Genomic DNA, 24,745 nt, shown 5'->3' with positions numbered 1-24,745 from the left:
ACCAACCACACCATCCGTTAATCAGTATTGCAAAAATGGGGGTGACCATAGATTTTTATGGGCGCTGTTTCAGCGTTAGCCTTTCATGACCTGCGCCAGCAGCTCGTAGGAATGCACGCGATCGGCGTGTTCGTACAGGTCGCAGGTGAAAATCAGCTCATCGGCCTGGGTCTGCTCGATCAGCACGTCCAGCTTCGCCCGGATTTTCTGCGGGCTGCCCACCATCGCCAGCCCCAGGAAATCATGCACCGCTGCTTTCTCATGGGGCAGCCATAGGCCATCCATGGTTTTCACCGGCGGACGCTGCACCAGGCTCTGGCCACGCATCAACGCGAGGATGCGCTGATAAACCGAAGTTGCCAGATACTCGGCCTGCTCGTCGGTGTCTGCCGCAACCAGTGGAACACCCAGCATCACGTAGGGCTTGTCCAATACCGCTGAAGGCTTGAAGTGATTGCGGTAGACGCGAATCGCCTCATGCATATAGCGCGGTGCGAAATGGGAAGCAAAGGCGTAGGGCAAACCGCGCTCACCCGCCAGTTGTGCGCTGAACAGGCTAGACCCCAGTAACCAGACCGGGACGTTGGTGCCGGTGCCAGGCATGGCGATGACTCGCTGGTCCGGCGTGCGTGGGCCGAGGTAGCGCACCAGCTCCGCCACATCTTCAGGGAAATCGTCGGCGCTGCCGGAACGTTCACGACGCAAGGCGCGGGCGGTCATCTGATCGGAACCGGGGGCGCGGCCCAGGCCCAGGTCGATCCGGCCCGGATACAGGCTTTCGAGGGTGCCAAATTGCTCGGCGATCACCAATGGCGCGTGGTTGGGCAGCATCACGCCACCCGATCCCACCCGAATGGTCGACGTGCCGCCGGCCAGATAGCCAAGCAACACCGAGGTCGCGGAGCTGGCGATGCCGTCCATGTTGTGGTGCTCGGCCACCCAGAAGCGGTTGTAGCCGAATTTTTCGACGTGCTGCGCCAGGTCCAGGGAGTTGCGCAGCGACTGGGCCGCGCTGCCGTTCTCGCGCACGGGCACCAGATCAAGGGTAGAGAATTTGATATCGGACAGTCGTTTCATAAGCCTGCTTCTCCAATTGAGGTCGCAGGTTTTTTTTCACAAACGAAAACCTGCCGAATCCATAAGCGTGCTTCATGCAATGAGGGCATATACCCGAGTTTCAATAGCCGAGGCAAAAAAACCTACGAAAACGCTAGGATTAATGAGATCAGATGAACTTTGCACCACCGTCTATCCTCAGAACCCTAGCAACCGAAAACCACGAAGGCGCGACGCTTCGCGCCGGATCTTGAGGAGGCAGACATGGCTATTACCAAGAAAGCATCAGCGCATTGGGAAGGTGACCTGAAAACCGGCATCGGCTCGATTTCCACCGAAACCGGTGTTCTCAGAGAAGCGCCCTACGGCTTCAAGGCACGTTTCGAAGGCGGTAAAGGCACCAATCCGGAAGAGCTGATCGGCGCGGCCCACGCCGGCTGTTTCTCCATGGCTTTTTCGATGATTCTGGGCGATGCCGGTCTCAAGGCTGACAGCATCGATACCAATGCCGAAGTCACACTGGATCAGGTCGACGGCGGGTTTGCGATCACTGCGGTGAAGTTGATCCTGAAGGCAAAAATCCCCGGGGCCACCCAGGCGCAGTTCGAGGAATTGAGCAATAAAGCCAAAGAAGGCTGCCCGGTGTCCAAAGTGCTGAATGCGAAGATCAGTCTGGATGCGACGCTGGTCTAGACTCGTCCAATCGCGTAAAAAAAATCGCAGCCTTCAACAGGCTGCGATTTTTTTGCGCTGAAACAAAACCCGGCTGGCGTCCCTGTGGTCGAATAAATGACAGCAGCGAAAACGCATCAACCTGTGTGCTGCCTCAAAGGAGCTTCAACCATGAAACGTTTTGCCCTGGCGATGATCTGTGGTGCGCTGGCGACTTCGGCAATTGCGGCGCCCAAAGATTGCGAAGAACTCAAGAATGAGATCGAAGTGAAGATTCAGGCGAATGCCGTGCCTTCGTACACGCTGGAGATTGTCTCGAAGGAAGAGGCCGACAAGCATGATGCAGCGATGGTCGTCGGCACGTGCGACTACGGTAGGAAAGCCATCATTTACCAGAAGAACGACCGCTGATATGCCTCACATGAGGCAATAGGACGCTCGGTCTTCAGCGACGATTTCCCGCTTGGCGTTGTACAACCGAGCGCCAGGCGTGAACGCGATCGAACGGCCTTCCAGCACATAACGCTGGCCTGCTTCGAAATGATCGTAGTTGATGGTCAGGTAGCACAACCGCTCCGAAGGACCATTCATCACACCCAAGCTCCCGCCACCGGGCACTTCAAAGTCGAATCGAACAATCAGCTCATGGCTGCCGGGGGTAACCTGGAAAAAACGGCCGTCGCGCAATCGCTGATTGTCCAGTCGTTCTGCCATCAGCAACTTATCGTTGGGGAATGGCGTGGAGAATTCGATCCAGGCCATCTGTGGATTGACCGCCGGTAACGGGCTCTGGCAACCGGCAAAGGCGCCTGCCGCGAGCAATAGCAAAAACCTGCGCATGATGAATGTCCCGATGATTGGTTATTCAGCATAGCGCCGATCAGGTGCGTTGACAGCCTGCCGGTGTGCCTTGGCCTATCACCTTTCGCTGTTGGTCATAGAGCTTGGCCCACGGCCGAAAACCGATATTCCCTGCTTGCAGCTGATATTTCTCACCCGCGTTGAAGCTGTTGAATTTCACATTCAGTTGGCAATCGCGCCATAGCGGCTCAGCGTCCGGCCCGATGTTGCTCGGCTCGACCGGGAACTGATAACGCACCGTCAACTCATGGCTGCCGGGCTGGACCTCGAAATAGCGCTTGTCGGTGGAGGCCTTGTCATCGACTTCCAGCGCCTGCAACGCGGTGTCTTGCTGCTGTGTATCGAGATCGATCCACGCTTGAGCCGGATCATGGTGGGGTAATCCGAATCCTGCACAACCTGTCAGCATCAACAGGCCTCCCGTCAGCATCATCTTGCGCATAGCGGAGCTCCAGTCAGGCGGGATAGTCTTGCGGGCAGACTCTCCAGGGATGTTTTTATTTTGATCAGGCCGCTTCCAAGCCTTGGGTTACTTGATCGCGTTTTGCGCGTTTTGTTTCCGGGTATGCTGTTTTTGTTGCTCAACGGTTGCGCCAGCGTCAGCTATTACAGCCAATTGGCCAGTGGTCAGCTGCAATTGCTGCGAGCTCGGGAGCCGGTTTCCGAAGTGATTGCCGACCCTGCTCGCGATCAAAAGCTGCGCGCGCATCTGACCCAGTCGCAAAAGGCCCGGGCGTTCGCCAGCCAGCAACTGCATCTGCCGGATAACCAGAGTTACCGTTTGTATGCCGACATTGGCCGACCGTTTGTGGTCTGGAACGTCTTCGCCACGCCGGAATTTTCCCTGACGCCGCAAAACCACTGCTTTCCCGTCGCCGGTTGCGTCGCCTACCGCGGCTATTACAAACAGAGCTCCGCCCGCGGCGAGGCAGCGTTGTTGCGACTGCAAGGTATGGACGTGTCGATCGGTGGCGTCGAGGCCTATTCGACGCTCGGCTGGTTCAACGATCCGATTATCAGTTCGATGATGGGTTGGGGCGACGAGCGGTTAGCCACGCTGATCTTCCATGAACTGGCACACCAGCGTGTTTATGTGAAGGACGACACCGAGTTCAACGAATCTTTCGCCACCTTCGTGGAACAGGAAGGCACTCGGCAGTGGCGTGCCCATCGTGGGCTGGCGCCGGACAATGGCGCCCAGGCGCAGCAACGCTATCAGTTCACTCAGTTGGTTCTGGATACGCGCTCGCGGCTTGAACGGCTGTATGCCCAGCCGCTACCCGCCGAACAGATGCGTCAACGCAAAGCAGCAGAATTCGAGCGATTAAGAGCCGAGTACCGGCAGATACGCGACAGCCAATGGGCCGGGGATAAACGCTACGACGCGTGGATCAACGCGCCGATGAACAATGCCCGGCTGTTGCCGTTTGGGTTGTATGACCAATGGGTGCCAGCGTTTTCCACGTTGTTCAGGCAGACGGGCGGGGATTGGGTGGCGTTTTATGCGGCGGTGGAGAGGCTTGGTGCGTTACCGGCCGGAGAACGAAAAGTGGCGTTGAAAGTGTTAGCGGAATTGAAAATTTCCGTTGATTGAACCGGCCTCTTCGCGGGCAAGCCCGCTCCCACAGGGATCTCCGGATGTCGCAAATCCACTGTGGGAGAGGCCTTGCCCGCGAAGGCGTACTTGCTAGCGCCGCAAAAACGCCTGGTGCATCTCATCCAGCGTTTCAAAATGATAGGTCGGCGCTTCAGCGTTCAGCTCTTCGTGGCTGCCAAAACCGTAACCCACCGCTGCCGCATCCAGCCCATTGCTGCGCGCGCCGATCAGGTCGTGCTTGCGGTCGCCGATCATCAGCGTGTTGGTCGGGTCTAGGCCTTCTTCGGCCATCAAGTGGGCGATCAACTCGACCTTATTGGTCCGCGTGCCATCCAGCTCGCTGCCGTAAATCACCTTGAAGTGTTTGGCGAAGTCGAAGTGCCGGGCGATTTCCCGGGCGAAGATCCACGGCTTGGAGGTCGCGATGTAAAGCTGGCGCCCTTGCCCGCCCAGCGTTTCCAGCAGCGGCGTGACGCCATCGAACACGCGGTTTTCATACAGACCGGTGACCTTGAAGCGCTCGCGATAGAAATTCACGGCCTCCCACGCCTTCGGTTCGTCGAAGTCGTAGAACTGCATGAACGCCTGCAACAACGGCGGGCCGATGAAGTGTTCGAGTTTGGTCAGGTCGGGCTCTTCGATACCGAGTTTGCTCAAGGCGAACTGAATCGAACGGGTGATGCCCTCACGCGGGTCGGTCAGGGTGCCATCGAGGTCGAACAAAACGGTTTGGTAATGCATGTTGAATCCTGAATAAGAGCGCCGGAGTCAGAGCTGATCGTAGCCTTCAGCCAGGTGCAGGTCCTTGAGCTTCACGTAATTCGCCGCGCTGTAGGTGAAAAAGGCTTTTTCCTTGTCCGTCAGCGGGCGGATTTGTTTCACCGGACTCCCGACATACAGAAAACCACTGTCCAGGCGCTTGCCCGGTGGCACCAGGCTGCCGGCGCCGATGATCACATCATCCGCGACCACCGCACCGTCCATGACAATGCTGCCCATGCCAATCAACACCCGGCTGCCCACGCTGCAGCCATGGAGCATGACTTTATGCGCGATGGTCACGTCGTCGCCAATCAGCAACGGAAAGCCATCGGGGTTGAACGGCCCGGCATGGGTGATGTGCAGCACACAGCCGTCCTGCACGCTGGTGCGCGCACCGATGCGGATGCGGTGCATGTCACCGCGGATCACCGTCAGCGGCCAAACGGAGCTGTCATCGCCGATTTCGACGTCGCCGATCACCACCGCCGAACTGTCGACAAAAGCGCCTTTGCCCAGCAGCGGCGTGTGGTTCTGATACTTGCGAAGGGTCACGATAGGGTTTCTCTCTGTTGCCGATAGCTGCGGTGAGCGTCGATTGTAATTAAGATGGCTGCATGTTTCTTCCAGCCAAGGTGCCAAACGTGAGCGTGAACAACCCTCTTTTGCAGTCCTACGACCTGCCGCCGTTCTCGGCGATCCGGGCCGAACACGTGCAACCGGCCATTGAACAGATCCTGGCTGACAACCGCGCCGCCATTATCGAGATCCTCAAAACCCAGGGCAAACAGCCGACCTGGGCCGGCCTGGTGCTGGCGATGGACGAACTCAACGATCGCCTCGGCGCCGCCTGGAGCCCGGTCAGTCACCTGAATGCCGTGTGCAACAGCGCCGAATTGCGTGAGGCCTACGAGTCCTGCCTGCCAGCGCTGAGCGCCTACTCCACCGAGCTGGGCCAGAACCGCGAACTGTTCGAGGCCTTCGAAGCCCTTGCCAACAGCCCGGAAGCCGCCGGTTTCGACGTCGCGCAGAAAACTATCCTGGAACACTCCCTGCGTGACTTCCGCCTGTCGGGTATCGACCTGCCAGAAGCCGAGCAAAAACGTTACGCCGAAGTACAAAGCAAGCTCTCCGAACTGGGCAGCCGCTTTTCCAACCAATTGCTCGACGCGACTCAAGCCTGGACCAAGCACGTTACCGACGAAGCCGCCCTCGCCGGACTGACCGATTCGGCCAAGGCGCAAATGGCTGCGGCAGCCCAGGCCAAAGATCTGGAAGGCTTCCTGATCACCCTGGAATTCCCGAGCTACTTCGCGGTGATGACCTACGCCCACGACCGAGCCCTGCGCGAAGAAGTCTACGCCGCCTACTGCACCCGTGCGTCGGACCAAGGCCCGAATGCCGGTCAGAACGATAACGGCCCGGTGATGGAAGAAATCCTCGACCTGCGTCAGGAACTGGCAAAACTCTTGGGTTTCGCCAGCTTCTCGGAGCTGAGCCTGGCCACCAAGATGGCCGAATCCAGCGATCAGGTGCTGAGTTTCCTTCGCGACCTGGCCAAGCGCAGCAAACCGTTCGCCGCCCGGGATCTGGAACAGCTCAAGGCCTACGCCGCCGAACAGGGCTGCCCGGACCTGCAAAGCTGGGACAGCGGTTTCTACGGTGAAAAACTCCGCGAACAACGTTACAGCGTTGCTCAGGAAGCCCTGCGCGCTTACTTCCCGATCGACAAAGTGTTGAGCGGCCTGTTCGCGATCGTTCAACGTCTGTACGGCATCGAGATCGCCGAGCAGAAAGGATTCGACACTTGGCACCCGGACGTTCGCCTGTTCGAGATCAAGGAAAACGGCCAGCATGTCGGCCGCTTCTTCTTCGACCTCTACGCCCGCGCCAACAAGCGCGGTGGCGCTTGGATGGACGGCGCCCGCGACCGTCGTCGCACGGCTGAGGGCGTGCTGCAAAGCCCGGTGGCCAACCTGGTGTGCAACTTCACACCGGCCGACAGCGGCAAGCCTGCGTTGCTGACCCACGATGAAGTGACCACCCTGTTCCACGAATTCGGTCATGGCCTGCATCACCTGCTGACCCGCGTCGAGCACGCCGGCGTATCCGGCATCAACGGCGTGGCCTGGGATGCGGTCGAATTGCCAAGCCAGTTCATGGAAAACTGGTGCTGGGAGCCGGAAGGTCTGGCGCTGATTTCCGGTCATTACGAAACCGGCGAGCCACTGCCCCAGGATCTGCTGGAAAAAATGCTCGCGGCGAAGAACTTCCAGTCCGGCCTGATGATGGTGCGTCAGCTCGAATTCTCGCTGTTCGACTTTGAACTGCACGCCACCCACGGTGACGGCCGCAGCGTGCTGCAAGTGCTCGAAGGTATACGCGACGAGGTCTCGGTCATGCGTCCTCCTGCTTACAACCGCTTCCCGAACAGCTTCGCGCACATTTTCGCCGGCGGATATGCGGCGGGTTACTACAGCTACAAATGGGCTGAAGTACTCTCGGCAGATGCCTTCTCAAAATTCGAAGAGGACGGCGTGCTCAATGCCGAAACCGGTCGCGCCTTCCGCGAAGCGATCCTGGCGCGCGGTGGTTCTCAGGAACCGATGGTGCTGTTCGTCGACTTCCGTGGCCGTGCACCGTCGATTGACGCACTCTTGCGCCACAGCGGCCTGAGTGAGGACGCAGCAGCATGAGCGAGGCACCTGTGAAGACGAAAAAACGCTTCATCGCCGGGGCGGTCTGCCCGGCCTGTAGTGAGCCGGACAAGTTGATGATGTGGAGCGAAGACGATGTCCCGCATCGCGAATGCGTGGGCTGCGGCTATTCCGACACGCTGAATGAACAAGGCCTGTCCGTTCCCAAGGAATTGGGGACGCGGGTCAATGTTTCGGCGCTGAAGGTACCGGACGCCAAGGTTCAGGCCGTACAGTTTTTCCCGAACCCGAAGCTGAAGAAAAAGCCTGACGAGCAGCACTGAGTCATAGCCACCTTCCACTTCTGAACGAGTGGAAGGTGGTAACTATCTACCACCTCTCCCTCGCGCTTCCTTTGTAGGCTGATCGAAACCAGCCAAGTTGTTCAAGGAAGACGCCATGCCCGACACCAATCCGCTTTTACAGTCCCATTACCTGCCGCCCTGGTCGCAGGTCCGCGCCGAGCATCTGCTACCGGCCATCCAAACCATCATTGCTGACAATCGTCAGGCCCTGACCGACATCATCGAGTCCCAAGCCATGCTCCCGACCTGGGATGATCTGGTGCTGGCCGTCGATGAAACGAATGCACGGGTAGATGAAGCCATGGCCATCATCGAAATCCTCAGCACGGTCAAACAGGACAATGCCTGGGAGCAGGCGAGTACCCGGTGCAGCAACGCCGTGGCGCTTTACAAGTCCGACCTGCGGAGCAATAAGGCACTGTACCGGGCCTACCAACGGCTGGCTCAAGGCTCGGTCGCGATAAATTTCGACGAGCCTCGCAAAGCGGTACTGAACAAGATTTTGCGCAGGTTTCGCCTGTCAGGCGTCGACTTGCCTGCCGAGCAACAGCCGCAAATGGCACGCATCAACCTGGACATCAGCGCGCTGCAAAGCCTGTTTTTGACTCAACTTCAGAGCGCCACCGCAACCTGGACCAAGCTAATCGACGACATCGAGCGACTGAGTGGTTTATCCCGGGCGACAAAGGATCGCCTGGCGCTCAACGCGCAGCAGGCCGGACATGACGGCTGGCTCATGCGCCTGGACCAGAACACCTACCAGCAAGTCATGACCCGCGCCGAAGATCGGGCCCTGCGCGAAGAATACTTCGTGGCCTACACCACACGCGCTTCCGATCAAGGCCCTCACGCCGGACAATTCGATAATGGTCCGGTACTGGAGTTGCTGCTGGCCCGGCGTCACCAGAAAGCTCGCTTGCTTGGTTATGAAAACTTCGCGCAACTCAGCCTGGAAACGGAAATGGCCGAGTCAACCGCACAAGTCGACGGCTTTCTGCGACGGCAAGCAGCGCTGGCAACGCCAGACCTCGAAAAGGATGCAGAGGTGCTCAAGGCTTTTGCTTTGGAGCACGGCATCGAGCAGGTCCAACCCTGGGACCAGGAGTTTCTCGCCGAACAATGGCGCCAGCACCAGCACAACGGCGTCTTGAAAAACCTGAAGGCCTATTTTCCTCTGGACGGAACGTTACTTCGGCTTTGCCTCTTCTGCGAACGCATGTTCGGGATTCAGATCATCGAGCAGAAAGCGTTCGACCGCTGGCACAACAGTGTGCGCCTGTTTGAAATCAGAGAGCATGGGCAGGTAATCGGGCATATCTACCTCGATCCTTTTCACCGGGAGGAGGCTGCGGACTATGCCTGGACCGCGACGCCGAGAACCCGGCGAGAGAATGCCGAAGGTCAGTTGACGCTGCCGACGGCCATTCTCTTTGGCAACTTCACGCCAGGGATCGCCGATCAACCCTGCCTCCTCGTGCACCAGGACCTGCGCGTTCTTTTCCATGAGTTCGGCCATTGTTTGCAGCATGTTCTGACGCGCTCACCCCACTACACCCTTTCCGGCATTTCCCAGCGGGGACGCGACAGCGGAGAGTTCGCGGGGCAGCTGTTCGAACTGTGGTGCCTGTCGCGGGAGTTTCTACTGTGGCTCGCCGCTCACTATCAGACGGGCGAGCGTCTGACCGAAGAACGTGTCGATGCGGCGCTGGCGGCCATTCAATCGCAGAACAGTTGGCAGACTGCACAACTGTTATTGAGCGCTCTGTTCGACTTCGAGCTTCATCGCTGCCAAGGCGATGGCCGTAGCATCCAGCAGGTATTTGAAGACGTGCAGCACGTCGTTCCGCACTTGCAACTGCCATCCTATTGCCGCCTGGCCAATAGCTTTGACTATATGGTGACCGGTTACGGGGCCTCGGTTTACGCCTACAAATGGTCAGGGGTGTTGGCCAGCGAAGCCTTCAAACGGTTTCAGCGGGACTGGATCTTCAACCCCCAAACGGGACGGGCCTTTCGCGAAGCTTTTTTCTCACCGGGCGATTCGCGTTCTTTGCTGACGGCCCTTGAAGACTTCCTCGGACGGCCGATCGAGGAAGGTTTTTTCCCGAAGGCACAGACATCCGCAATGCACTGATGCGATGTTTATTGGACGTGGGCCGATTTGAACCAGCTCTTCATCGAGCAGGCCGCGAATGGACTCGTGCTGCAATCCCCGTTGGCCAGCGCAGTGCGCAGCTTCTCGACATCAGCCTGCATCATGTAGCGAATACCGTCCTTGAAGTGGGTACTGTCGCCAAAGCCACCTTGAGTCATCTCGCTCAGGGCGTCTTCCTTGCTCCAGCCCTGCACGACCACCCGGTACATGGCGGCCATCAGGCCAGTCCGGTCCGAACCGTGTTTGCAGTGCATCAGCACCGGACCTTTGGCTTCGGCAGCCTGAACGGTGCGAAGGGCCTTGAGTACATCCGCGTCATCCACGTGATTGGTGCGATAAGGCAACTGCACCTGATCGATACCGGGCGTGGCCAACCAGCTTGAGTCCGACTCGGGCAGGAAGTTGATCACGGTGGCGACCTTGAGTTTTTTCAGCAACGGGACGGCTCCGCGGTCGGGCAATGCACTGCGGTAGAGGGTTGGAGACATCTGGAAGAGGTTGTACTGCACTTCAACCGATTGAGCCCACTCCGCAGGACGAGGAGCGCCCGCGTCGTCAGCGTGGGCGAACGTCAGGTTGAGGAATGCGACCAGCGACAGGCACATCGCAGGGATAAGGCGTGGGGACATGCTCGGCGACCGTATGCTGAAGAGGCGGGATGACGCGGCCAGATTGCGCCCTGATCAGTCAAAGACCCGTGAGCCGTCTGTCAAAGAATTGTGAATCAGCCCGTTGGCAAACGATTTATCAACCATGCATGACAGTTCTTCATGCCCCCTTACAACTAAACCTGCATAAAATTTCACACAGGCTTAATTGATAAATTGATTTAAGGATTGACGATGCTGGAATACGCTTTTGCCAAGGCCAACAGTTTATCCTTATCATAACTATTGATATCGCCGTCACCGTCCACATCGCTATTGACTACGTTGATATTGAAAGACCGGCCACCATCATTTGAGGACGCCATCACGTAGACAGAGTCCACCAAAGCCTCCGTAGACAGCTCATTCACGGGATCCCACCCCAACTCCTTGCGAGCAAGTTGCATCGACACCCGGGCCTCCCGTGGATTGGCAATACTCGGCGCCAGCAATTGTAGAAAGATACCGCGTTGATTAAAGAACGACATTTATTAAATTCCCTTTAATGAGTAAGTACATACAACTACGTGTGAAGCGAATACTACTTATCAAGTTAGCGCAGGGGCTATTCGATATATGTTTCCCGGCGTTGCGCCAAGTTGTACTTATCGGTCAATTGCACAGCAAATGGTTGTCCTGTTTTGCCAGAGCGCCGAACGGCACTGGTCGGTGGGCTCAACCTTCGATACTGTATGCACATACAGCTACGAGTATCGTCCGATGAGCATTCCCCTGCCACCCCGCGGCCGCGGCACCGCCACCAACCCGCACAACCGCTTCGCGCCAAACCGCTCGGTGGCGGAGGACGATGGCTGGTATCAGGAGGCGCCGACGACCCAGGGCACCGAGGTGCGCATCGAGACCGCTAAAACCATCATCACCCGCAACAACTCGCCGGACTTGCCCTTCGATCGCTCGATCAATCCCTACCGCGGTTGCGAGCACGGCTGCATTTATTGCTATGCACGGCCCAGCCACGCCTATTGGGACATGTCGCCGGGGCTGGATTTCGAAACCAAGCTGATTGCCAAGACCAACGCCGCCGATGTGCTGGAAGAACAGCTGTCCAAACGCGGCTATCAATGTGCGCCGATCAACCTGGGCTCCAACACCGATCCTTACCAGCCGATCGAACGCGAACACCGGATCACCCGCCAAACCCTGGAAGTGCTGCTGCGATACCGTCACCCGGTGACCATCATCACCAAGGGCTCGCTGATTCTTCGCGACCTGGACCTGCTGGCCGAGCTCGCCGAGCAAAGGCTGGTGGCGGTGATGATCAGCCTGACCAGCCTGGACGATGAACTCAAACGCATCCTCGAACCTCGCGCCGCTGCGCCCAAGGCTCGATTGCGCGCGATCCGGGTGATGCGTGAAGCCGGGATTCCGGTAGGCGTTCTGTGTTCGCCAATGATTCCGATGATCAACGACAGCGAACTCGAAAGCCTGCTGACCGAAGCGCACGCGGCGGGTGCTCAGAGTGCTGCGTACATGATGCTGCGCCTGCCACTGGAAGTGGCGCCGTTGTTCGAAGAATGGCTGGCGGCCCATTATCCTCAGCGGGCGGCACATGTGTTGAGCCTGATCCGCCAAAGCCGCGGTGGCGAGCTCTACGACAGCCGGTTTGGCAGCCGGATGCGCGGCGAAGGTCCATTTGCCGACCTGCTGGCGCAACGCTTTGCCAAAACCATCAAGCGCCTGGGACTCAATCGGCGGGAAGGTTTCAATCTGGATTGCGAAGCCTTTTGTCCGCCGGGTCGCCAGATGTCGCTGATTTGAGGACAATTGGCCTATGGTTGAGGGGTGGGAAACGTGCGACGCACTTAGGCTGGTCACGTTTTTTGTGATCTGGAACACACGTTCTAGAGCGGTTCATTCAGTTTGAGTTAAGTTTCGACCGCTACCTTGTTCATCGAGTGACTGACGGGTCGAGATTTCCGGCCCGGATGTTTTTTAAACAGCCACTGGCTTCACACCGGACAAAACGGGAAAATTCCCTGACTCCGCCAATGAGGATGAATTCATGAGTGACAAGGATAAACAGCCGTTGGCTGCATCGGCTTCAGCCCAGCCCGAGGCGGAAACCGCCGATGCAGCGTTGAAGCATATCGTTGACGGCTTTTTGCATTTTCATCATGAGATCTTTCCGCAGCAGGAAGAGCTCTTCAAGAAACTCGCCACCGCTCAACAGCCCAGGGCGATGTTCATTACCTGCGCCGATTCGCGCATCGTGCCCGAACTGATCACCCACAGTTCGCCTGGCGATCTGTTCGTGACCCGCAATGTGGGCAACGTCGTACCGCCTTACGGTCAAATGAACGGTGGCGTTTCCACCGCCATCGAGTACGCGGTGCTGGCGCTGGGCGTGCAACACATCATCATCTGCGGCCACTCCGATTGTGGCGCGATGCGTGCGGTGCTCAATCCCGACAGCCTGGAAAAGATGCCCACGGTCAAAGCCTGGCTGCGGCATGCGGAAGTCGCGAAAACCATGGTGCATGACAACTGCAACTGCACCGACGAAAACGAAACGATGCACATCCTCACCGAAGAGAATGTCATCGCCCAATTGCAGCACTTGCGTACTCATCCCTCGGTAGCCTCGCGCATGGCGAACGGTCATCTGTTCATCCATGGCTGGGTCTATGACATCGAAACCAGCGCAATCAAAGCTTATGACGCCGATCAGAGTCGTTTCCTGCCGCTCGATGGCAGCCATCCGACTCCGGTGGCGACGCCCAAAGCGCGCTTCTAAATCTTCCTAAAAATCTGTGTGGTTTGACCCCGGCCGCTGTTTCAGCGGTCCGGCCTCGCCATGCCTGAAGAAAACTTCGGGAGAATCAACATGCGTGCAGCGCAACTCAAAGCTGTTCTGCCACGGGAGCTGCTCGCTTCCGTGGTGGTGTTTCTGGTGGCCCTACCCCTGTGCATGGGCATCGCCATCGCCTCGGGCCTGCCACCCGCCAAAGGCCTGATCACCGGGATCATCGGTGGGCTGGTGGTGGGCTGGATCGCGGGTTCGCCCCTGCAAGTCAGTGGTCCGGCGGCAGGTCTGGCCGTTCTGGTGTTCGAACTGGTGCGCCAGCATGGCATCGCCATGCTCGGGCCTATCCTGCTGCTGGCGGGGTTCCTGCAACTGGTCGCCGGACGATTGAAGCTCGGCTGCTGGTTTAGGGTGACGGCGCCTGCGGTGGTCTACGGCATGCTGGCCGGGATTGGCGTGTTGATCGTGTTGTCACAGGTGCATGTGATGCTCGACTCAGTGCCGAAACCGTCCGGCCTGGATAACCTGGCCGCCTTCCCCGCGGCCGTGGCGCAAGCCTTGCCTTCTTTTGGATGGCAGGCCGGTTTGCTCGGGCTCGCGACGATAGCGGTGATGTGGCTGTGGGAAAAACTCCGCCCCTATTCCCTGCGCTTCATTCCGGGTGCGCTACTGGGAGTAGGTCTGGCGACTGTCGCCAGCCTGATGCTCGCCTTGCCGGTCAAACGGGTCGAAGTCCCGGCCAATCTGGCGGAAGCCATCGACTGGCTGAAACCGGCAGACTTGCTTAACCTCGCCGACCCGACCTTGCTGATTGCCGCCTTCGCCGTGGCCTTCATCGCCAGCGCCGAAACCCTGCTCTCGGCCGCAGCAGTAGACCGCATGCACAGCGGCCAACGCTCGGACTTCGACCGGGAATTGTCGGCTCAGGGTGTTGGCAACATGCTCTGCGGCTTGCTCGGTGCGTTGCCGATGACGGGCGTGATCGTGCGCAGTTCGGCCAACGTCCAGGCCGGCGCCACCACACGAATGTCGACGATATTCCATGGCCTGTGGCTGCTGGCGTTCGTGTTGCTGCTGTCGAGCGTACTGCAAAGCATTCCCGTGGCGAGCCTGGCGGGTGTGCTGGTTTACACCGGTTTCAAATTGGTGGATCTGAAAGCCTTCCGCAGCCTGGGTCGATACGGCCGGATGCCGATGTTCACTTACGCGGCGACAGCGCTGGCGATCATCTTCACCGACCTGTTGACGGGTGTGCTGATCGGCTTCGGCCTGACCCTGGCCAAACTGGCGTGGAAAGCCTCGCGGTTGAAGATCAGCCTGATCGATCTGCCCAAGGACGGAGAAATGGAATTGCGACTGATCGGAGCGGCGACCTTTCTCAAGGTGCCGGCGCTGACTCAGGTGCTGGGGACCATCCCCGCCGGCGCGACGGTGCATGTGCCGCTCAATAACCTGAGCTACATCGATCATTCGTGCCTGGAGTTGCTTGAGGAATGGGGTCGGGCCAATGCGGCCAAGGGTTCGACGCTGTTGATTGAAGCGCGGGGGTTGAAGCGCAGGCTGGAAGGACGGTTGCGGACGACTACCGGAGTAGGTTCCACGGCATAAAACACCAACAATATGGGAGCGGGCCTGTTCGCGATTGCGGCGTGTCATTCAACATTAATGTCGACTGATACAACGCTATCGCGAGCAGGCTCCCTCCCTCTGGGGATGGTGTCGATTCCAAAGAATCAGGCGGCGGGCTGATCCAGCTCCAGGCCCACGCCTAACCGTCGGGACATGCATGGCCAGCGCTTCCACGCGGCGCCGGTATCCGGGCTGCTGAGTTTTTCACGGTAGCTTTCCACCGACTCCAGCGCAAAGCTTTCGTCGTCGAGCATGCTGTCCACGGCGTGATGCACCGCCTCATCGAGTTGGTTGGCAAATTCCTCACCGATCAGCTGGTGAGCAATCAGGTTGGCGACAGTCATGTCCAAGGGGATCAGTGGCTGGCCAAAGTGCTTGATGTACAGGTCGTTGACCTCTTCGACAAACCGATGCGCCAGATAGGCCTCGTCCAGCAGACTGTCGAGCCCGATGTGCCCGGCCATGAGCGCTGGCGGCTGGAGGAAGTACTGCTCGGCGATTTCCAGCACCGGTTTGATCTGTGACTCGATACCCGCTTCCCTGGCAACTTCATTGGCTGCATCCAGCAGATCAGGCACTTCATTGATGTAAGCGGCGACAAAACGCGTCAGCACGCCCTTGGCATCCGCCTCCGGCAGTTGGATCGATGGGTGAAGATGAGGCAGTTTGCTTTCCAGTTGACGCGTCAGCAGGCCAGTCTCGGCCTCGTGTTGTTGGGCTTTTTGGATCTGCTCGCGCAATGCGGCGGTGTTCATGAAAACTCCAGGAAACAAAGGCAATGAAATAGGGAAGACATAACTTAGCTGGCATCCAAAAATGGCTAAGACGCATTTGTCATAAATATTTCATCCTTGAGACGTCAAAGTTATATCGATGTGCCACCACTCGCCTGCATCCTTCTCCATTCGTGACCTGGAACGCAAGCCCTAGCTGTTTCAGATGATTTACGCCCCCACATTGCGAGGTGGCAGTCGCTGTCTATACTCGGGGTGGAATGGAGTTAGCTGATGACGTCCGACTGCACACGCAGCAAGACCCGGCGATTCAAGTTCGTAGTCTGAAAAAGCCGCTCCCTTGCCGCAGGTGAAAGCCGGCGGGATAACAAGAACGATAAGGGGAACCCGCAATGATGCGACATCCACACGTCTGGATGGGCCTCCTGTTGTGGTCGATTTTCAGTCAGGCGCAAGCCGCCTGGACTGTAAATATGGCGCCGGGAGCGACTGAAATCAGTCACGCAGTATTTGACCTGCACATGACCATTTTCTGGATCTGTGTAGTGATCGGCATCATCGTCTTCGGCGCCATGTTCTGGTCGATGATCCTCCACCGCCGCTCGACCGGGCAGGTGGCCGCGAAATTTCATGAAAGCACCACCGTCGAAATCCTCTGGACCATCGTGCCCTTCATCATTTTGGTGGCCATGGCGGTACCGGCGACGGCGACCCTGATCAAGATGTACGACGCCAGTGAGCCGGATATCGATATCCAGGTCACCGGTTATCAGTGGAAGTGGCACTACAAATACCTGGGCCAGGACGTCGAGTTCTTCAGCAACCTGGCCACCCCCGCCGATCAGATTCACAACAAGGAAACCAAGGGCGAGCACTACTTGCTCGAGGTCGACAAGCCGCTGGTGCTGCCGATTGGCGCCAAGGTGCGCTTCCTTGTGACCTCCGCCGACGTCATCCACTCCTGGTGGGTGCCGGCCTTCGCGGTCAAGCGCGATGCGATCCCGGGGTTCGTCAACGAAGCCTGGACCCGTATCGACAAGCCCGGCATTTACCGTGGCCAGTGCGCCGAGCTGTGCGGCAAGGACCACGGCTTCATGCCGATCGTGGTCGAGGTCAAGGAAAAGGCCGATTACGAAAAATGGCTGGGCGAGCGCAAGGCCGAGGCCCTGCAGCTCAAAGAACTGACCAGCAAGGAATGGACCCTCGACGAGCTCAAAGAGCGCGGCGACAAGGTCTATCACACCACCTGCGTGGCCTGTCACCAGGCTGAAGGTCAGGGCCTGCCACCGATGTTCCCGGCACTCAAAGGCTCGAAAATCGCTACCGGCCCGATCAAGGATCACCTGAGCATCGTCTACCACGGCAAGCCCGGCACCGCGATGGCGGCGTTCGGCAAGCAGCTTTCGGAAGTCGATATCGCAGCGGTCGTGACCTATGAACGTAACGCCTGGGGCAACAACAAGGGCGACATGGTCACCCCTAAAGAAGTGCTGGAGCTGAAACAGGCGGAAAGCCAATGACCCGGTCTATTGCGCACCCAAGGAACCGGTCGGGGCTGTGCGCCCCGGCCCGCCCAGCCCATCTGTTTGCAGGAGACAGGCCATGAGCGCTGTAATTGATGACCACGGTCATGCCACCGACCATGCCCACGGCCCCGCCAAAGGCCTGATGCGCTGGGTGCTGACCACTAACCACAAAGACATCGGCACGCTGTACCTGTGGTTTGCGTTCTCCATGTTCTTGCTCGGCGGTTCGTTTGCGATGGTGATTCGCGCCGAGCTGTTCCAGCCGGGGTTGCAGATCGTCCAGCCGGAATTCTTCAACCAGATGACCACCATGCATGGTCTGGTGATGGTTTTCGGTGCGGTGATGCCAGCCTTCGTCGGCCTCGCCAACTGGATGATCCCGCTGATGATCGGCGCGCCGGACATGGCCCTGCCGCGGATGAACAACTTCAGCTTCTGGCTGCTGCCGGCGGCGTTCATCCTGCTGGTGTCGACCCTGTTCACTCCCGGCGGCGGGCCGAACTTCGGCTGGACGTTCTACGCCCCGCTGTCGACGACCTACGCGCCGGAAAGCGTGACGTTCTTCATCTTTGCCATCCACTTGATGGGGATCAGCTCGATCATGGGCGCGATCAACGTGATCGCCACCATCCTCAACCTGCGCGCCCCCGGCATGACGTTGATGAAAATGCCGCTGTTCGTCTGGACCTGGCTGATCACCGCATTCCTGCTGATTGCGGTGATGCCGGTGCTGGCCGGGTGCGTGACGATGATGCTGATGGACATTCACTTCGGCACCAGTTTCTTCAGTGCCGCCGGTGGCGGTGACCCGGTGTTGTTCCAGCATGTGTTCTGGTTCTTCGGTCACCCCGAGGTGTACATCATGATCCTGCCGGCCTTCGGCGCCGTCAGCTCAATCATCCCGACCTTCTCGCGCAAACCGCTGTTCGGCTACACCTCGATGGTTTATGCGACGGCGAGCATCGCGTTCCTGTCGTTCATCGTCTGGGCGCACCACATGTTTGTGGTCGGCATTCCGTTGGTGGGCGAGTTGTTCTTCATGTACGCGACGCTGCTGATCGCGGTGCCCACCGGGGTCAAGGTGTTCAACTGGGCCAGCACCATGTGGCAAGGCTCGCTGACCTTCGAGACACCGATGCTGTTTGCGGTGGCGTTCGTGATCCTGTTCTCCATCGGAGGGTTCTCCGGGCTGATGCTGGCCATTGCACCGGCGGACTTCCAATATCAGGACACGTACTTTGTGGTCGCGCATTTCCACTACGTACTGGTGCCGGGGGCGATCTTCGGGATCTTTGCTTCGGCCTATTACTGGATGCCGAAATGGACCGGCCACATGTACGACGAAACCCTCGGCAAGCTGCACTTCTGGCTCTCGTTCATCGGCATGAACATGGCGTTCTTCCCGATGCACTTCGTGGGGCTGGCGGGCATGCCGCGGCGGATTCCGGACTACAACCTGCAATTCGCCGACTTCAACATGGTGTCGTCGATCGGCGCGTTCATGTTCGGTGCCACGCAGATCTTCTTCCTGTTCATCGTGATCAAAACCATTCGCGGCGGCCCGCCAGCACCAGCCAAACCGTGGGATGGCGCGGAAGGCCTGGAGTGGAGCATTCCGTCACCGGCGCCGTATCACACGTTCACTACTCCGCCGGAAGTGAAATGAACGCCTTCGGCCTTGCAGGAACGCCTGTGGGAGCTGGCTTGCCAGCGAAGGCTGCCTGCCTGACACACCGCGTCGGCCGCATCGCTGGCAAGCCAGCTCCCACAGGGTTCCCGGTAGGGAGTTGGAATCATGGCTGATTCTATTTCGATGAAAAAACTGGTCACCCGTCTGCTGATGGTGGTGGTGGCGATGTTTATTTTCGGGTTTGCCCTGGTGCCGATCTACGACGTGATGTGCAAGGCGTTCGGCATCAACGGCAAGACCGCCGGGCAATACGAAGGCGAGCAAACCGTCGATACCTCGCGGCAGGTACGGGTGCAGTTCCTGTCGACCAATTCCGCCGACATGTCCTGGGATTTCTACCCCAAGAGCGACGAACTGACAGCCAATCCGGGCGCGGTCAACGAGATGATTTTCATCGCGCACAACCCGACCGATAAGCCGATGAGCGCTCAGGCTGTACCCAGCATCGCGCCGAGCAACGCCGCGGCCTATTTCCACAAGACCGAATGCTTCTGCTTTACCCAGCAAGTGCTGCAGCCCGGTCAACGGATCGAGATGCCGGTACGTTTCATCGTTGACCGTGACATGCCCAAGGATGTGAAGCATCTGACGCTGTCTTACACGCTGTTCGATATCACCGCCCGACATCCACCGGTAGCTGTAAACACTGGCGGCTGAGCGTGCCCGATAAGGAGAACAATAAATGGCAACTCATGAACACTATTACGTACCGGCCCAGAGCAAATGGCCGATCATCGCCACGGTTGGCATGTTCGTCACCGTGTTCGGTCTGGCGACCTGGTTCAACGATCTGAAGGCCGCGCGGCCGGAATCCCACGGCCCGCTGATCTTTTTCGTTGGCGGCCTGCTGCTGGCCTACATGCTGTTCGGCTGGTTCGGCACGGTGATCAAGGAAGGTCGCGCAGGGTTGTACAGCGCGCAGATGGATCGCTCGTTCCGCTGGGGCATGAGCTGGTTCATCTTCTCGGAAGTGATGTTCTTCATCGCCTTCTTCGGCGCGCTGTTTTATGTGCGCCATGTCTCCGGTCCGGCCCTCGGCGGGGAAGGCACCAAAGGGATCGCGCATATGCTCTGGCCCAACTTCGAGTTCGTCTGGCCACTGCTGAACAACCCCGACTCGAAATTGTTCCCGCCACCCAAGGAAGTCATCAGCCCCTGGGGCCTGCCGCTGCTCAACACCGTGTTGCTGGTGAGCTCCAGCGTCACCGTGACCATCGCCCACCACGCCTTGAAAAAGGGCCATCGCGGCGCGCTGAAAATCTGGCTGGCGATCACCGTGTTACTGGGCTGCGCGTTCCTCGGCTTTCAGGCTGAAGAGTACATGCATGCCTACCACGAACTGGGCCTGACCCTGGGTTCTGGCATCTACGGCGCGACCTTCTTCATGCTCACCGGTTTCCACGGAGCCCACGTGACCATCGGCACCATCATCCTGTTCGTGATGCTGATGCGGATCATGCGCGGGCACTTCGATAACGAGCACCAGTTCGGCTTCGAGGCGGCGAGTTGGTATTGGCACTTTGTGGACGTGGTGTGGATCGGGCTGTTTGTTTTCGTCTACGTGCTCTGAGGCTTTACCAAGGCGCAGTAGAGACTAACTGGCCGCTGAAAAAACCCCAGGCAATCAAGCCGACGGTAATGGCGGCCAGGGCAACACGAACACTCAAGGCAATGACGAGGCGGTTCGAGCTGCTGTCGTCCTTGACCAGAAAAAACAGGCCGCTGAACAGGCTGACAACCGTGGCAATCAGCATCAGGACGATGGCTGCTTTGAGCATGGTGAGACTCCGGGGGTAAGGCGATGCACTTGAGTATAGCTATCGCGATGACCGACTTTCTGGCGAAGCCATGAAGCGCTTTCGCCCGGGCGTCGTGCCGACGCTGGTGGTCGCATTCCTGCTGCCGCTGCTGGTGTCGCTCGGCTTCTGGCAACTGAACCGGGGCGCGGAGAAAAGCGCGCTGCTCCACACCTACGCCGAGCGCCGTGCCGCCGAACCGATGGCCAGCACCGAGCTGCAACACACCGAAGACCCAGCGTTCCGCCGCGTCCGACTGCACGGCCAATTCGATGCCGCGCACAGCCTGCTGCTGGATAACCGTCAGCGTGACAGCAAGGTCGGCGTCGAGCTGCTGCAACCGTTTCAGGATCAGGCCACCGGGCTGTGGCTGCTGGTCAATCGCGGCTGGCTGCCGTGGCCGGACCGGCGTACACCGCCGCAGTTCACCACGCCGACGCAAACGCTGAGTCTTGATGCCTGGGTCTACGTTTCGCCCGGCGCGACCTTTCAATTACATGCTGATCCGAACACCACCACCTGGCCTGAATTAGTCACCGCCGTCGATTCATCGAAGCTCTGGAAGGCGCTGGACCGTGAAGGTTTTGCCTACGAATTGCGCGCAGAAACCGGACCCGCGACTTACCAGGCCGATTGGCCGGTGGTGGCCATGGGGCCGGAAAAACATATCGCTTATGCCGTGCAGTGGTTCGCCATGTCGATCGCCCTGCTTGGCCTTTTTATCTACCTCGGCTGGCACAACGCAAAGGAGAAACACCATGGGAGCGGCCATGAATCCACCCAGCATGTCTGAGGCGAAAACGCCGGCGAACCGGCGCAAGGGTCGCTTGCAGTTGTTGCTGATCCTGCTCGGGGTGATCGGTCCGATGATCCTCGCCACGGGCATGTACAAGTTGCAGTTCTGGGTGCCGGAGGGTCGCAGCTATCACGGCGAACTGATCGGCAACGGCCAGACCCGCGCCGACCTCGGCGTGCAGGCGCAAGAGCAACGCTGGCAGATACTGGTCACCGCGCCGAAAGATTGCTCGGTGGACTGCCAGCAACTGGTGTATCTGGCGCGGCAAATCCAGATCGGCCTCGGTCGCGATGCCTCTCGCGCCAGTCATGCATTGGCCGCCGCACAACCGCTGAGCAGCGACTACGAAGCCAAGCTGAACCGCGAATACCCGCAACTGCAGCGCTTTCCCATGGACCTGACCACCTTCAGTAAGACCACCGGCGACAAAACCATGCCGCAACTGTGGATCATCGACCCTCACGGCAATCTGGTGCTGCGCTACGACCCGACGGTGAAGGGCAAGGATCTGCTCAACGACCTGCGTCATTTGCTGAAACTGTCGAACATCGGATAAGGGCATCGTCATGGCCAAACCTGGATTTCGCCTCGCGCTGTTTGCCACCCTGCTGGCACTGATTGTGGTGCTGCTCGGCGCCTACACCCGCCTGACCCACGCCGGCCTCGGCTGTCCGGACTGGCCGGGCTGCTATGGCTTTATCAGCGTGCCGAAAAGCGAAGCCCAACTGGCCCATGCCGAACTGCATTTTCCTGATGCACCGGTGGAAGCCCACAAGGGCTGGAACGAGATGGTCCACCGCTACTTCGCCGGTGCGCTGGGGATGATGATTGCAGTATTGGCCGGCCGCGCCTGGGTTCATCGGCGTCATCCAGGGCAACCGGTGAAGTTGCCATTGTTTTTACTGGCCGTGGTGATTGCCCAAGCGGCTTTCGGCATGTGGACGGTGACGCTCAAGCTCTGGCCGCAAGTGGTGACGGGGCATTTGCTCGGGGGTTTTGCCACGCTGAGCCTGTTGTTTCTGCTGACCTTGCGCCTGTCCGGCGTACTGCCGGCGCTGACCGTACCGCGTCGTTTGCAGTATTGGGCCACGGCCGGGTTGCTGCTGGTGATCGGGCAGATCGCCCTCGGTGGCTGGGTCAGTTCCAACTACGCCGCCGTGGCCTGCATCGACTTTCCGACGTGCCACGGCCAATGGCTGCCTCCGGCGGACTTCGCCAACGGTTTTCACCTGACCCAACACATCGGCCCCAATTACCTCGGCGGACAACTGGACAGCGATGCCCGCACCGCGATTCACGTCACTCACCGCATCGGCGCGCTGCTGGTGACGCTGGTACTGCTCGGGCTGGCGTGGCAACTGAAAGTCGTCGGCATGACCCGCCTGGCCGGGCTGGTGCTGATCGCCCTCGCCGCACAAATTACCCTCGGCATCAGCAACGTGCTGTTCCACCTGCCGCTGCCGGTGGCCGTCGCCCACAACGCCGGCGGCGCCGCGTTGTTGCTGACGATGGTGCTGGTCAATTATCACGCGCGAACCCGTCTTGTTCGGGTCAAACAGCAATCCCCTGCGCGCTGGCGCTTCAGCCCGCGTAAACATTCAGCCGGGCCCATACCAATAAAAGGAGAGATGCCATGGCGACTCTGATCGGCGCACGTCCCAGTCAGGCGATCTGGCGTGACTACCTGGAGCTGACCAAGCCGAAAGTGGTGGTGCTGATGCTCATCACCTCGCTGGTCGGCATGTTCCTCGCGACCCGCGCCGGGGTGCCGTGGACGGTGCTGGTGTTCGGCAACCTGGGGATCGCCTTGTGCGCTGGCGGTGCGGCGGCGGTGAATCACGTGGTGGACCGGCGCATCGACGCAGTGATGGCGCGCACCCATAAACGTCCCTTGGCCGAAGGCCGGGTTTCACCGACGGCGGCACTGACGTTCGCCTTGGTGCTGGCGGTGCTGGGTCAGGCGTTGTTGCTGGCGTTCACCAACCCGCTGACCGCTTGGCTGACCCTCGCCTCCTTGCTCGGTTACGCGGTGGTCTACACCGGTTTCCTCAAACGCGCGACGCCGCAGAACATCGTCATCGGCGGCCTCGCCGGTGCCGCCCCGCCGCTGCTCGGCTGGACGGCGGCCACCGGCCACATCAGCGCCGAACCGCTGTTGCTGGTGCTGATCATCTTCGCCTGGACCCCGCCGCACTTCTGGGCACTGGCGATTCACCGCAAAGAAGAATACGCCAAGGCCGACATTCCGATGCTGCCGGTGACCCACGGCGAGCAATACACCAAGATTCACATCCTGCTTTATACCTTCGCACTGCTGGCCGTGAGCCTGATGCCGTACGTGATCCACATGAGCGGCATGCTTTACCTGATTTGTGCGCTGGGACTGGGCGCAAGGTTTCTGCAATGGGCCGTGGTGCTGTACCGTGGCACTCGGCCGCACGCAGCGATCAACACGTTCAAGTACTCTATTTACTACTTGTTCCTGCTGTTTATCGCGCTGCTCGTAGACCACTACCTACTGTTGAACCTATGACTCGAACCCAGAAAACCGTCTTCATCCTTGTCGCCCTGATCGCGCTGGTCCTGGGCCTGACCATCAACAAAGTGCTGTCCGGCAAAGGCCAGGGCGACCCGACTGCGTTGATTGACGCCGGGATCATCCTGTTGCCGCAAAGCCGTAATCTGCCGGACGTGACGATGACCGATCAGGACGGCAAACCGGTAGCCGTCAATGCGCTGAAAGACAAATGGAGCCTGCTGTTCTTCGGCTACACCTTCTGCCCGGACATCTGCCCGACCACCCTCGCCCAACTGCGGCAGATCAAGAGCGAATTGCCGCCTGAGGCTGTGGAAAAACTGCAGATCATTCTGGTCAGCGTCGATCCCAATCGCGACACGCCCAAGCAGCTCAAGCAATACCTGGGCTATTTCGATCCGCAATTCCTGGGCCTGACAGCGTCGTCGGTGGAAGACATTCAGAAACTGGCCAACGCGGTGAGCATTCCGTTTATTCCGGCGGACACCAGCAAGCCGAATTACACGGTTGACCACAGTGGCAACCT

General features: G+C 59.1%; 27 protein-coding genes. 18 read left to right on the top strand and 9 right to left on the bottom strand.

Translation table 11 applies throughout. The features are described from left to right. Positions 1-75 precede the first annotated feature (75 nt). A complete protein-coding gene (locus Q7W83_RS00315) occupies positions 76-1,077 on the bottom strand; it encodes an LLM class flavin-dependent oxidoreductase (RefSeq protein WP_150630725.1) in 1,002 nt (333 codons plus the stop codon). Positions 1,078-1,320: 243 nt separating this feature from the next. On the opposite strand from Q7W83_RS00315, the gene Q7W83_RS00310 reads away from it, so the two are divergent. Both Q7W83_RS00310 and Q7W83_RS00305 read left to right on the top strand, forming a co-directional pair. Continuing rightward, complete coding sequence (locus Q7W83_RS00310; protein WP_150630724.1) at positions 1,321-1,749, top strand: OsmC family protein; 429 nt, start codon at positions 1,321-1,323, stop codon at positions 1,747-1,749. A gap of 150 nt (positions 1,750-1,899) precedes the next feature. After that, positions 1,900-2,139, top strand: a complete 240-nt coding sequence (locus tag Q7W83_RS00305; protein ID WP_150630723.1) for a DUF1161 domain-containing protein — start codon at positions 1,900-1,902, stop codon at positions 2,137-2,139. 6 nt (positions 2,140-2,145) lie between these two features. On the opposite strand, the gene Q7W83_RS00300 is transcribed toward Q7W83_RS00305, so the two are convergent. Together Q7W83_RS00300 and Q7W83_RS00295 are read right to left on the bottom strand one after the other, a co-directional pair. After that, positions 2,146-2,568 carry a PA0061/PA0062 family lipoprotein gene (locus Q7W83_RS00300; protein ID WP_150630722.1) on the bottom strand — a complete coding sequence of 141 codons (423 nt, stop codon included), beginning with the start codon at positions 2,566-2,568 and terminating at the stop codon, positions 2,146-2,148. 40 nt (positions 2,569-2,608) lie between these two features. Continuing rightward, on the bottom strand, positions 2,609-3,031 hold the full coding sequence (locus Q7W83_RS00295) for a PA0061/PA0062 family lipoprotein (RefSeq protein ID WP_150630721.1): 423 nt from the start codon (positions 3,029-3,031) through the stop codon (positions 2,609-2,611). Positions 3,032-3,091: 60 nt separating this feature from the next. Here Q7W83_RS00295 and Q7W83_RS00290 point away from each other — a divergent pair, with 60 nt between their 5' ends. Next, entirely contained in the window at positions 3,092-4,183 is a 1,092-nt protein-coding gene (locus tag Q7W83_RS00290) for an aminopeptidase (RefSeq protein WP_150639375.1), read from the top strand. A gap of 93 nt (positions 4,184-4,276) precedes the next feature. On the opposite strand, the gene Q7W83_RS00285 is transcribed toward Q7W83_RS00290, so the two are convergent. Together Q7W83_RS00285 and Q7W83_RS00280 are read right to left on the bottom strand one after the other, a co-directional pair. Next, a complete protein-coding gene (locus tag Q7W83_RS00285; RefSeq protein ID WP_150630719.1) occupies positions 4,277-4,927 on the bottom strand; it encodes an HAD family hydrolase in 651 nt (216 codons plus the stop codon). Positions 4,928-4,954: 27 nt separating this feature from the next. Then, positions 4,955-5,500 (bottom strand): gamma carbonic anhydrase family protein, encoded by a 546-nt coding sequence (locus Q7W83_RS00280; RefSeq protein ID WP_150630718.1) that lies wholly within the window; start codon positions 5,498-5,500, stop codon positions 4,955-4,957. A gap of 62 nt (positions 5,501-5,562) precedes the next feature. Here Q7W83_RS00280 and prlC point away from each other — a divergent pair, with 62 nt between their 5' ends. The 3 genes from prlC (at position 5,563) to Q7W83_RS00265 (ending at position 10,080) form a co-directional block, all read left to right on the top strand. Beyond that, entirely contained in the window at positions 5,563-7,641 is a 2,079-nt protein-coding gene (prlC, locus tag Q7W83_RS00275) for an oligopeptidase A (RefSeq protein WP_191623653.1), read from the top strand. After that, positions 7,638-7,925, top strand: coding sequence for a YheV family putative zinc ribbon protein (locus tag Q7W83_RS00270; protein ID WP_150630716.1), 288 nt, complete (start codon positions 7,638-7,640; stop codon positions 7,923-7,925). Before prlC ends, Q7W83_RS00270 begins: the two co-directional genes overlap by 4 nt. A gap of 115 nt (positions 7,926-8,040) precedes the next feature. Further along, a complete protein-coding gene (locus Q7W83_RS00265; RefSeq protein ID WP_473655529.1) occupies positions 8,041-10,080 on the top strand; it encodes a M3 family metallopeptidase in 2,040 nt (679 codons plus the stop codon). 8 nt (positions 10,081-10,088) lie between these two features. Here the strand turns inward: Q7W83_RS00265 and Q7W83_RS00260 are convergent, their stop codons facing one another. Further along, on the bottom strand, positions 10,089-10,730 hold the full coding sequence (locus Q7W83_RS00260) for a phosphatase domain-containing protein (RefSeq protein WP_150630714.1): 642 nt from the start codon (positions 10,728-10,730) through the stop codon (positions 10,089-10,091). 200 nt (positions 10,731-10,930) lie between these two features. After that, positions 10,931-11,236: a hypothetical protein gene (locus Q7W83_RS00255; RefSeq protein ID WP_473655528.1), complete on the bottom strand. Its 306-nt coding sequence runs from the start codon at positions 11,234-11,236 to the stop codon at positions 10,931-10,933. A 232-nt stretch (positions 11,237-11,468) separates the two neighbouring features. Between Q7W83_RS00255 and Q7W83_RS00250 the strand changes: the two genes are divergently transcribed. From Q7W83_RS00250 to Q7W83_RS00240, 3 genes are all read left to right on the top strand, one after another. Then, entirely contained in the window at positions 11,469-12,527 is a 1,059-nt protein-coding gene (locus tag Q7W83_RS00250) for a PA0069 family radical SAM protein (RefSeq protein WP_150639380.1), read from the top strand. Positions 12,528-12,771: 244 nt separating this feature from the next. Further along, positions 12,772-13,503, top strand: coding sequence for a carbonic anhydrase (locus Q7W83_RS00245; RefSeq protein ID WP_150630711.1), 732 nt, complete (start codon positions 12,772-12,774; stop codon positions 13,501-13,503). Between the two features lie 90 nt (positions 13,504-13,593). Beyond that, positions 13,594-15,120, top strand: coding sequence for a SulP family inorganic anion transporter (locus Q7W83_RS00240; protein ID WP_150630710.1), 1,527 nt, complete (start codon positions 13,594-13,596; stop codon positions 15,118-15,120). Positions 15,121-15,245: 125 nt separating this feature from the next. On the opposite strand, the gene Q7W83_RS00235 is transcribed toward Q7W83_RS00240, so the two are convergent. Next, positions 15,246-15,896 (bottom strand): hypothetical protein, encoded by a 651-nt coding sequence (locus Q7W83_RS00235; protein WP_150630709.1) that lies wholly within the window; start codon positions 15,894-15,896, stop codon positions 15,246-15,248. 371 nt (positions 15,897-16,267) lie between these two features. On the opposite strand from Q7W83_RS00235, the gene coxB reads away from it, so the two are divergent. From coxB to Q7W83_RS00215, 4 genes are all read left to right on the top strand, one after another. After that, positions 16,268-17,395 (top strand): cytochrome c oxidase subunit II, encoded by a 1,128-nt coding sequence (gene coxB / locus Q7W83_RS00230; protein WP_150639381.1) that lies wholly within the window; start codon positions 16,268-16,270, stop codon positions 17,393-17,395. An 82-nt stretch (positions 17,396-17,477) separates the two neighbouring features. Further along, a complete protein-coding gene (ctaD, locus tag Q7W83_RS00225; protein WP_253434367.1) occupies positions 17,478-19,067 on the top strand; it encodes a cytochrome c oxidase subunit I in 1,590 nt (529 codons plus the stop codon). Between the two features lie 129 nt (positions 19,068-19,196). Then, complete coding sequence (locus Q7W83_RS00220) at positions 19,197-19,748, top strand: cytochrome c oxidase assembly protein (RefSeq protein ID WP_150630706.1); 552 nt, start codon at positions 19,197-19,199, stop codon at positions 19,746-19,748. A 25-nt stretch (positions 19,749-19,773) separates the two neighbouring features. Next, a complete protein-coding gene (locus Q7W83_RS00215; RefSeq protein WP_473655527.1) occupies positions 19,774-20,661 on the top strand; it encodes a cytochrome c oxidase subunit 3 in 888 nt (295 codons plus the stop codon). A 4-nt stretch (positions 20,662-20,665) separates the two neighbouring features. Here Q7W83_RS00215 and Q7W83_RS00210 read toward each other — a convergent pair whose 3' ends face one another. Further along, the gene (locus Q7W83_RS00210) at positions 20,666-20,869 is read right to left on the bottom strand and encodes a twin transmembrane helix small protein (protein WP_094469789.1); all 204 of its coding nucleotides are present in this window, start codon (positions 20,867-20,869) and stop codon (positions 20,666-20,668) included. 70 nt (positions 20,870-20,939) lie between these two features. Here Q7W83_RS00210 and Q7W83_RS00205 point away from each other — a divergent pair, with 70 nt between their 5' ends. The 5 genes from Q7W83_RS00205 to Q7W83_RS00185 form a co-directional block, all read left to right on the top strand. After that, on the top strand, positions 20,940-21,680 hold the full coding sequence (locus Q7W83_RS00205; protein ID WP_473655526.1) for an SURF1 family protein: 741 nt from the start codon (positions 20,940-20,942) through the stop codon (positions 21,678-21,680). Then, positions 21,646-22,239, top strand: a complete 594-nt coding sequence (locus tag Q7W83_RS00200; protein WP_473655525.1) for a hypothetical protein — start codon at positions 21,646-21,648, stop codon at positions 22,237-22,239. The genes Q7W83_RS00205 and Q7W83_RS00200 overlap by 35 nt, the downstream gene beginning before the upstream one ends. A 10-nt stretch (positions 22,240-22,249) precedes the next feature. Then, entirely contained in the window at positions 22,250-23,329 is a 1,080-nt protein-coding gene (locus tag Q7W83_RS00195) for a COX15/CtaA family protein (protein WP_473655524.1), read from the top strand. After that, positions 23,317-24,216, top strand: coding sequence for a heme o synthase (cyoE, locus tag Q7W83_RS00190; RefSeq protein WP_473655523.1), 900 nt, complete (start codon positions 23,317-23,319; stop codon positions 24,214-24,216). The genes Q7W83_RS00195 and cyoE overlap by 13 nt, the downstream gene beginning before the upstream one ends. After that, positions 24,213-24,745 (top strand): SCO family protein (locus Q7W83_RS00185; protein WP_473655522.1); only part of this gene is annotated, 533 nt, incomplete at its 3' end. The genes cyoE and Q7W83_RS00185, both read left to right, overlap by 4 nt.

This window comes from Pseudomonas sp. 300, assembly GCF_055803035.1.
Note: the sequence above shows the minus strand (reverse complement) of the source record. Positions and strands in the feature narration are given on the sequence as shown.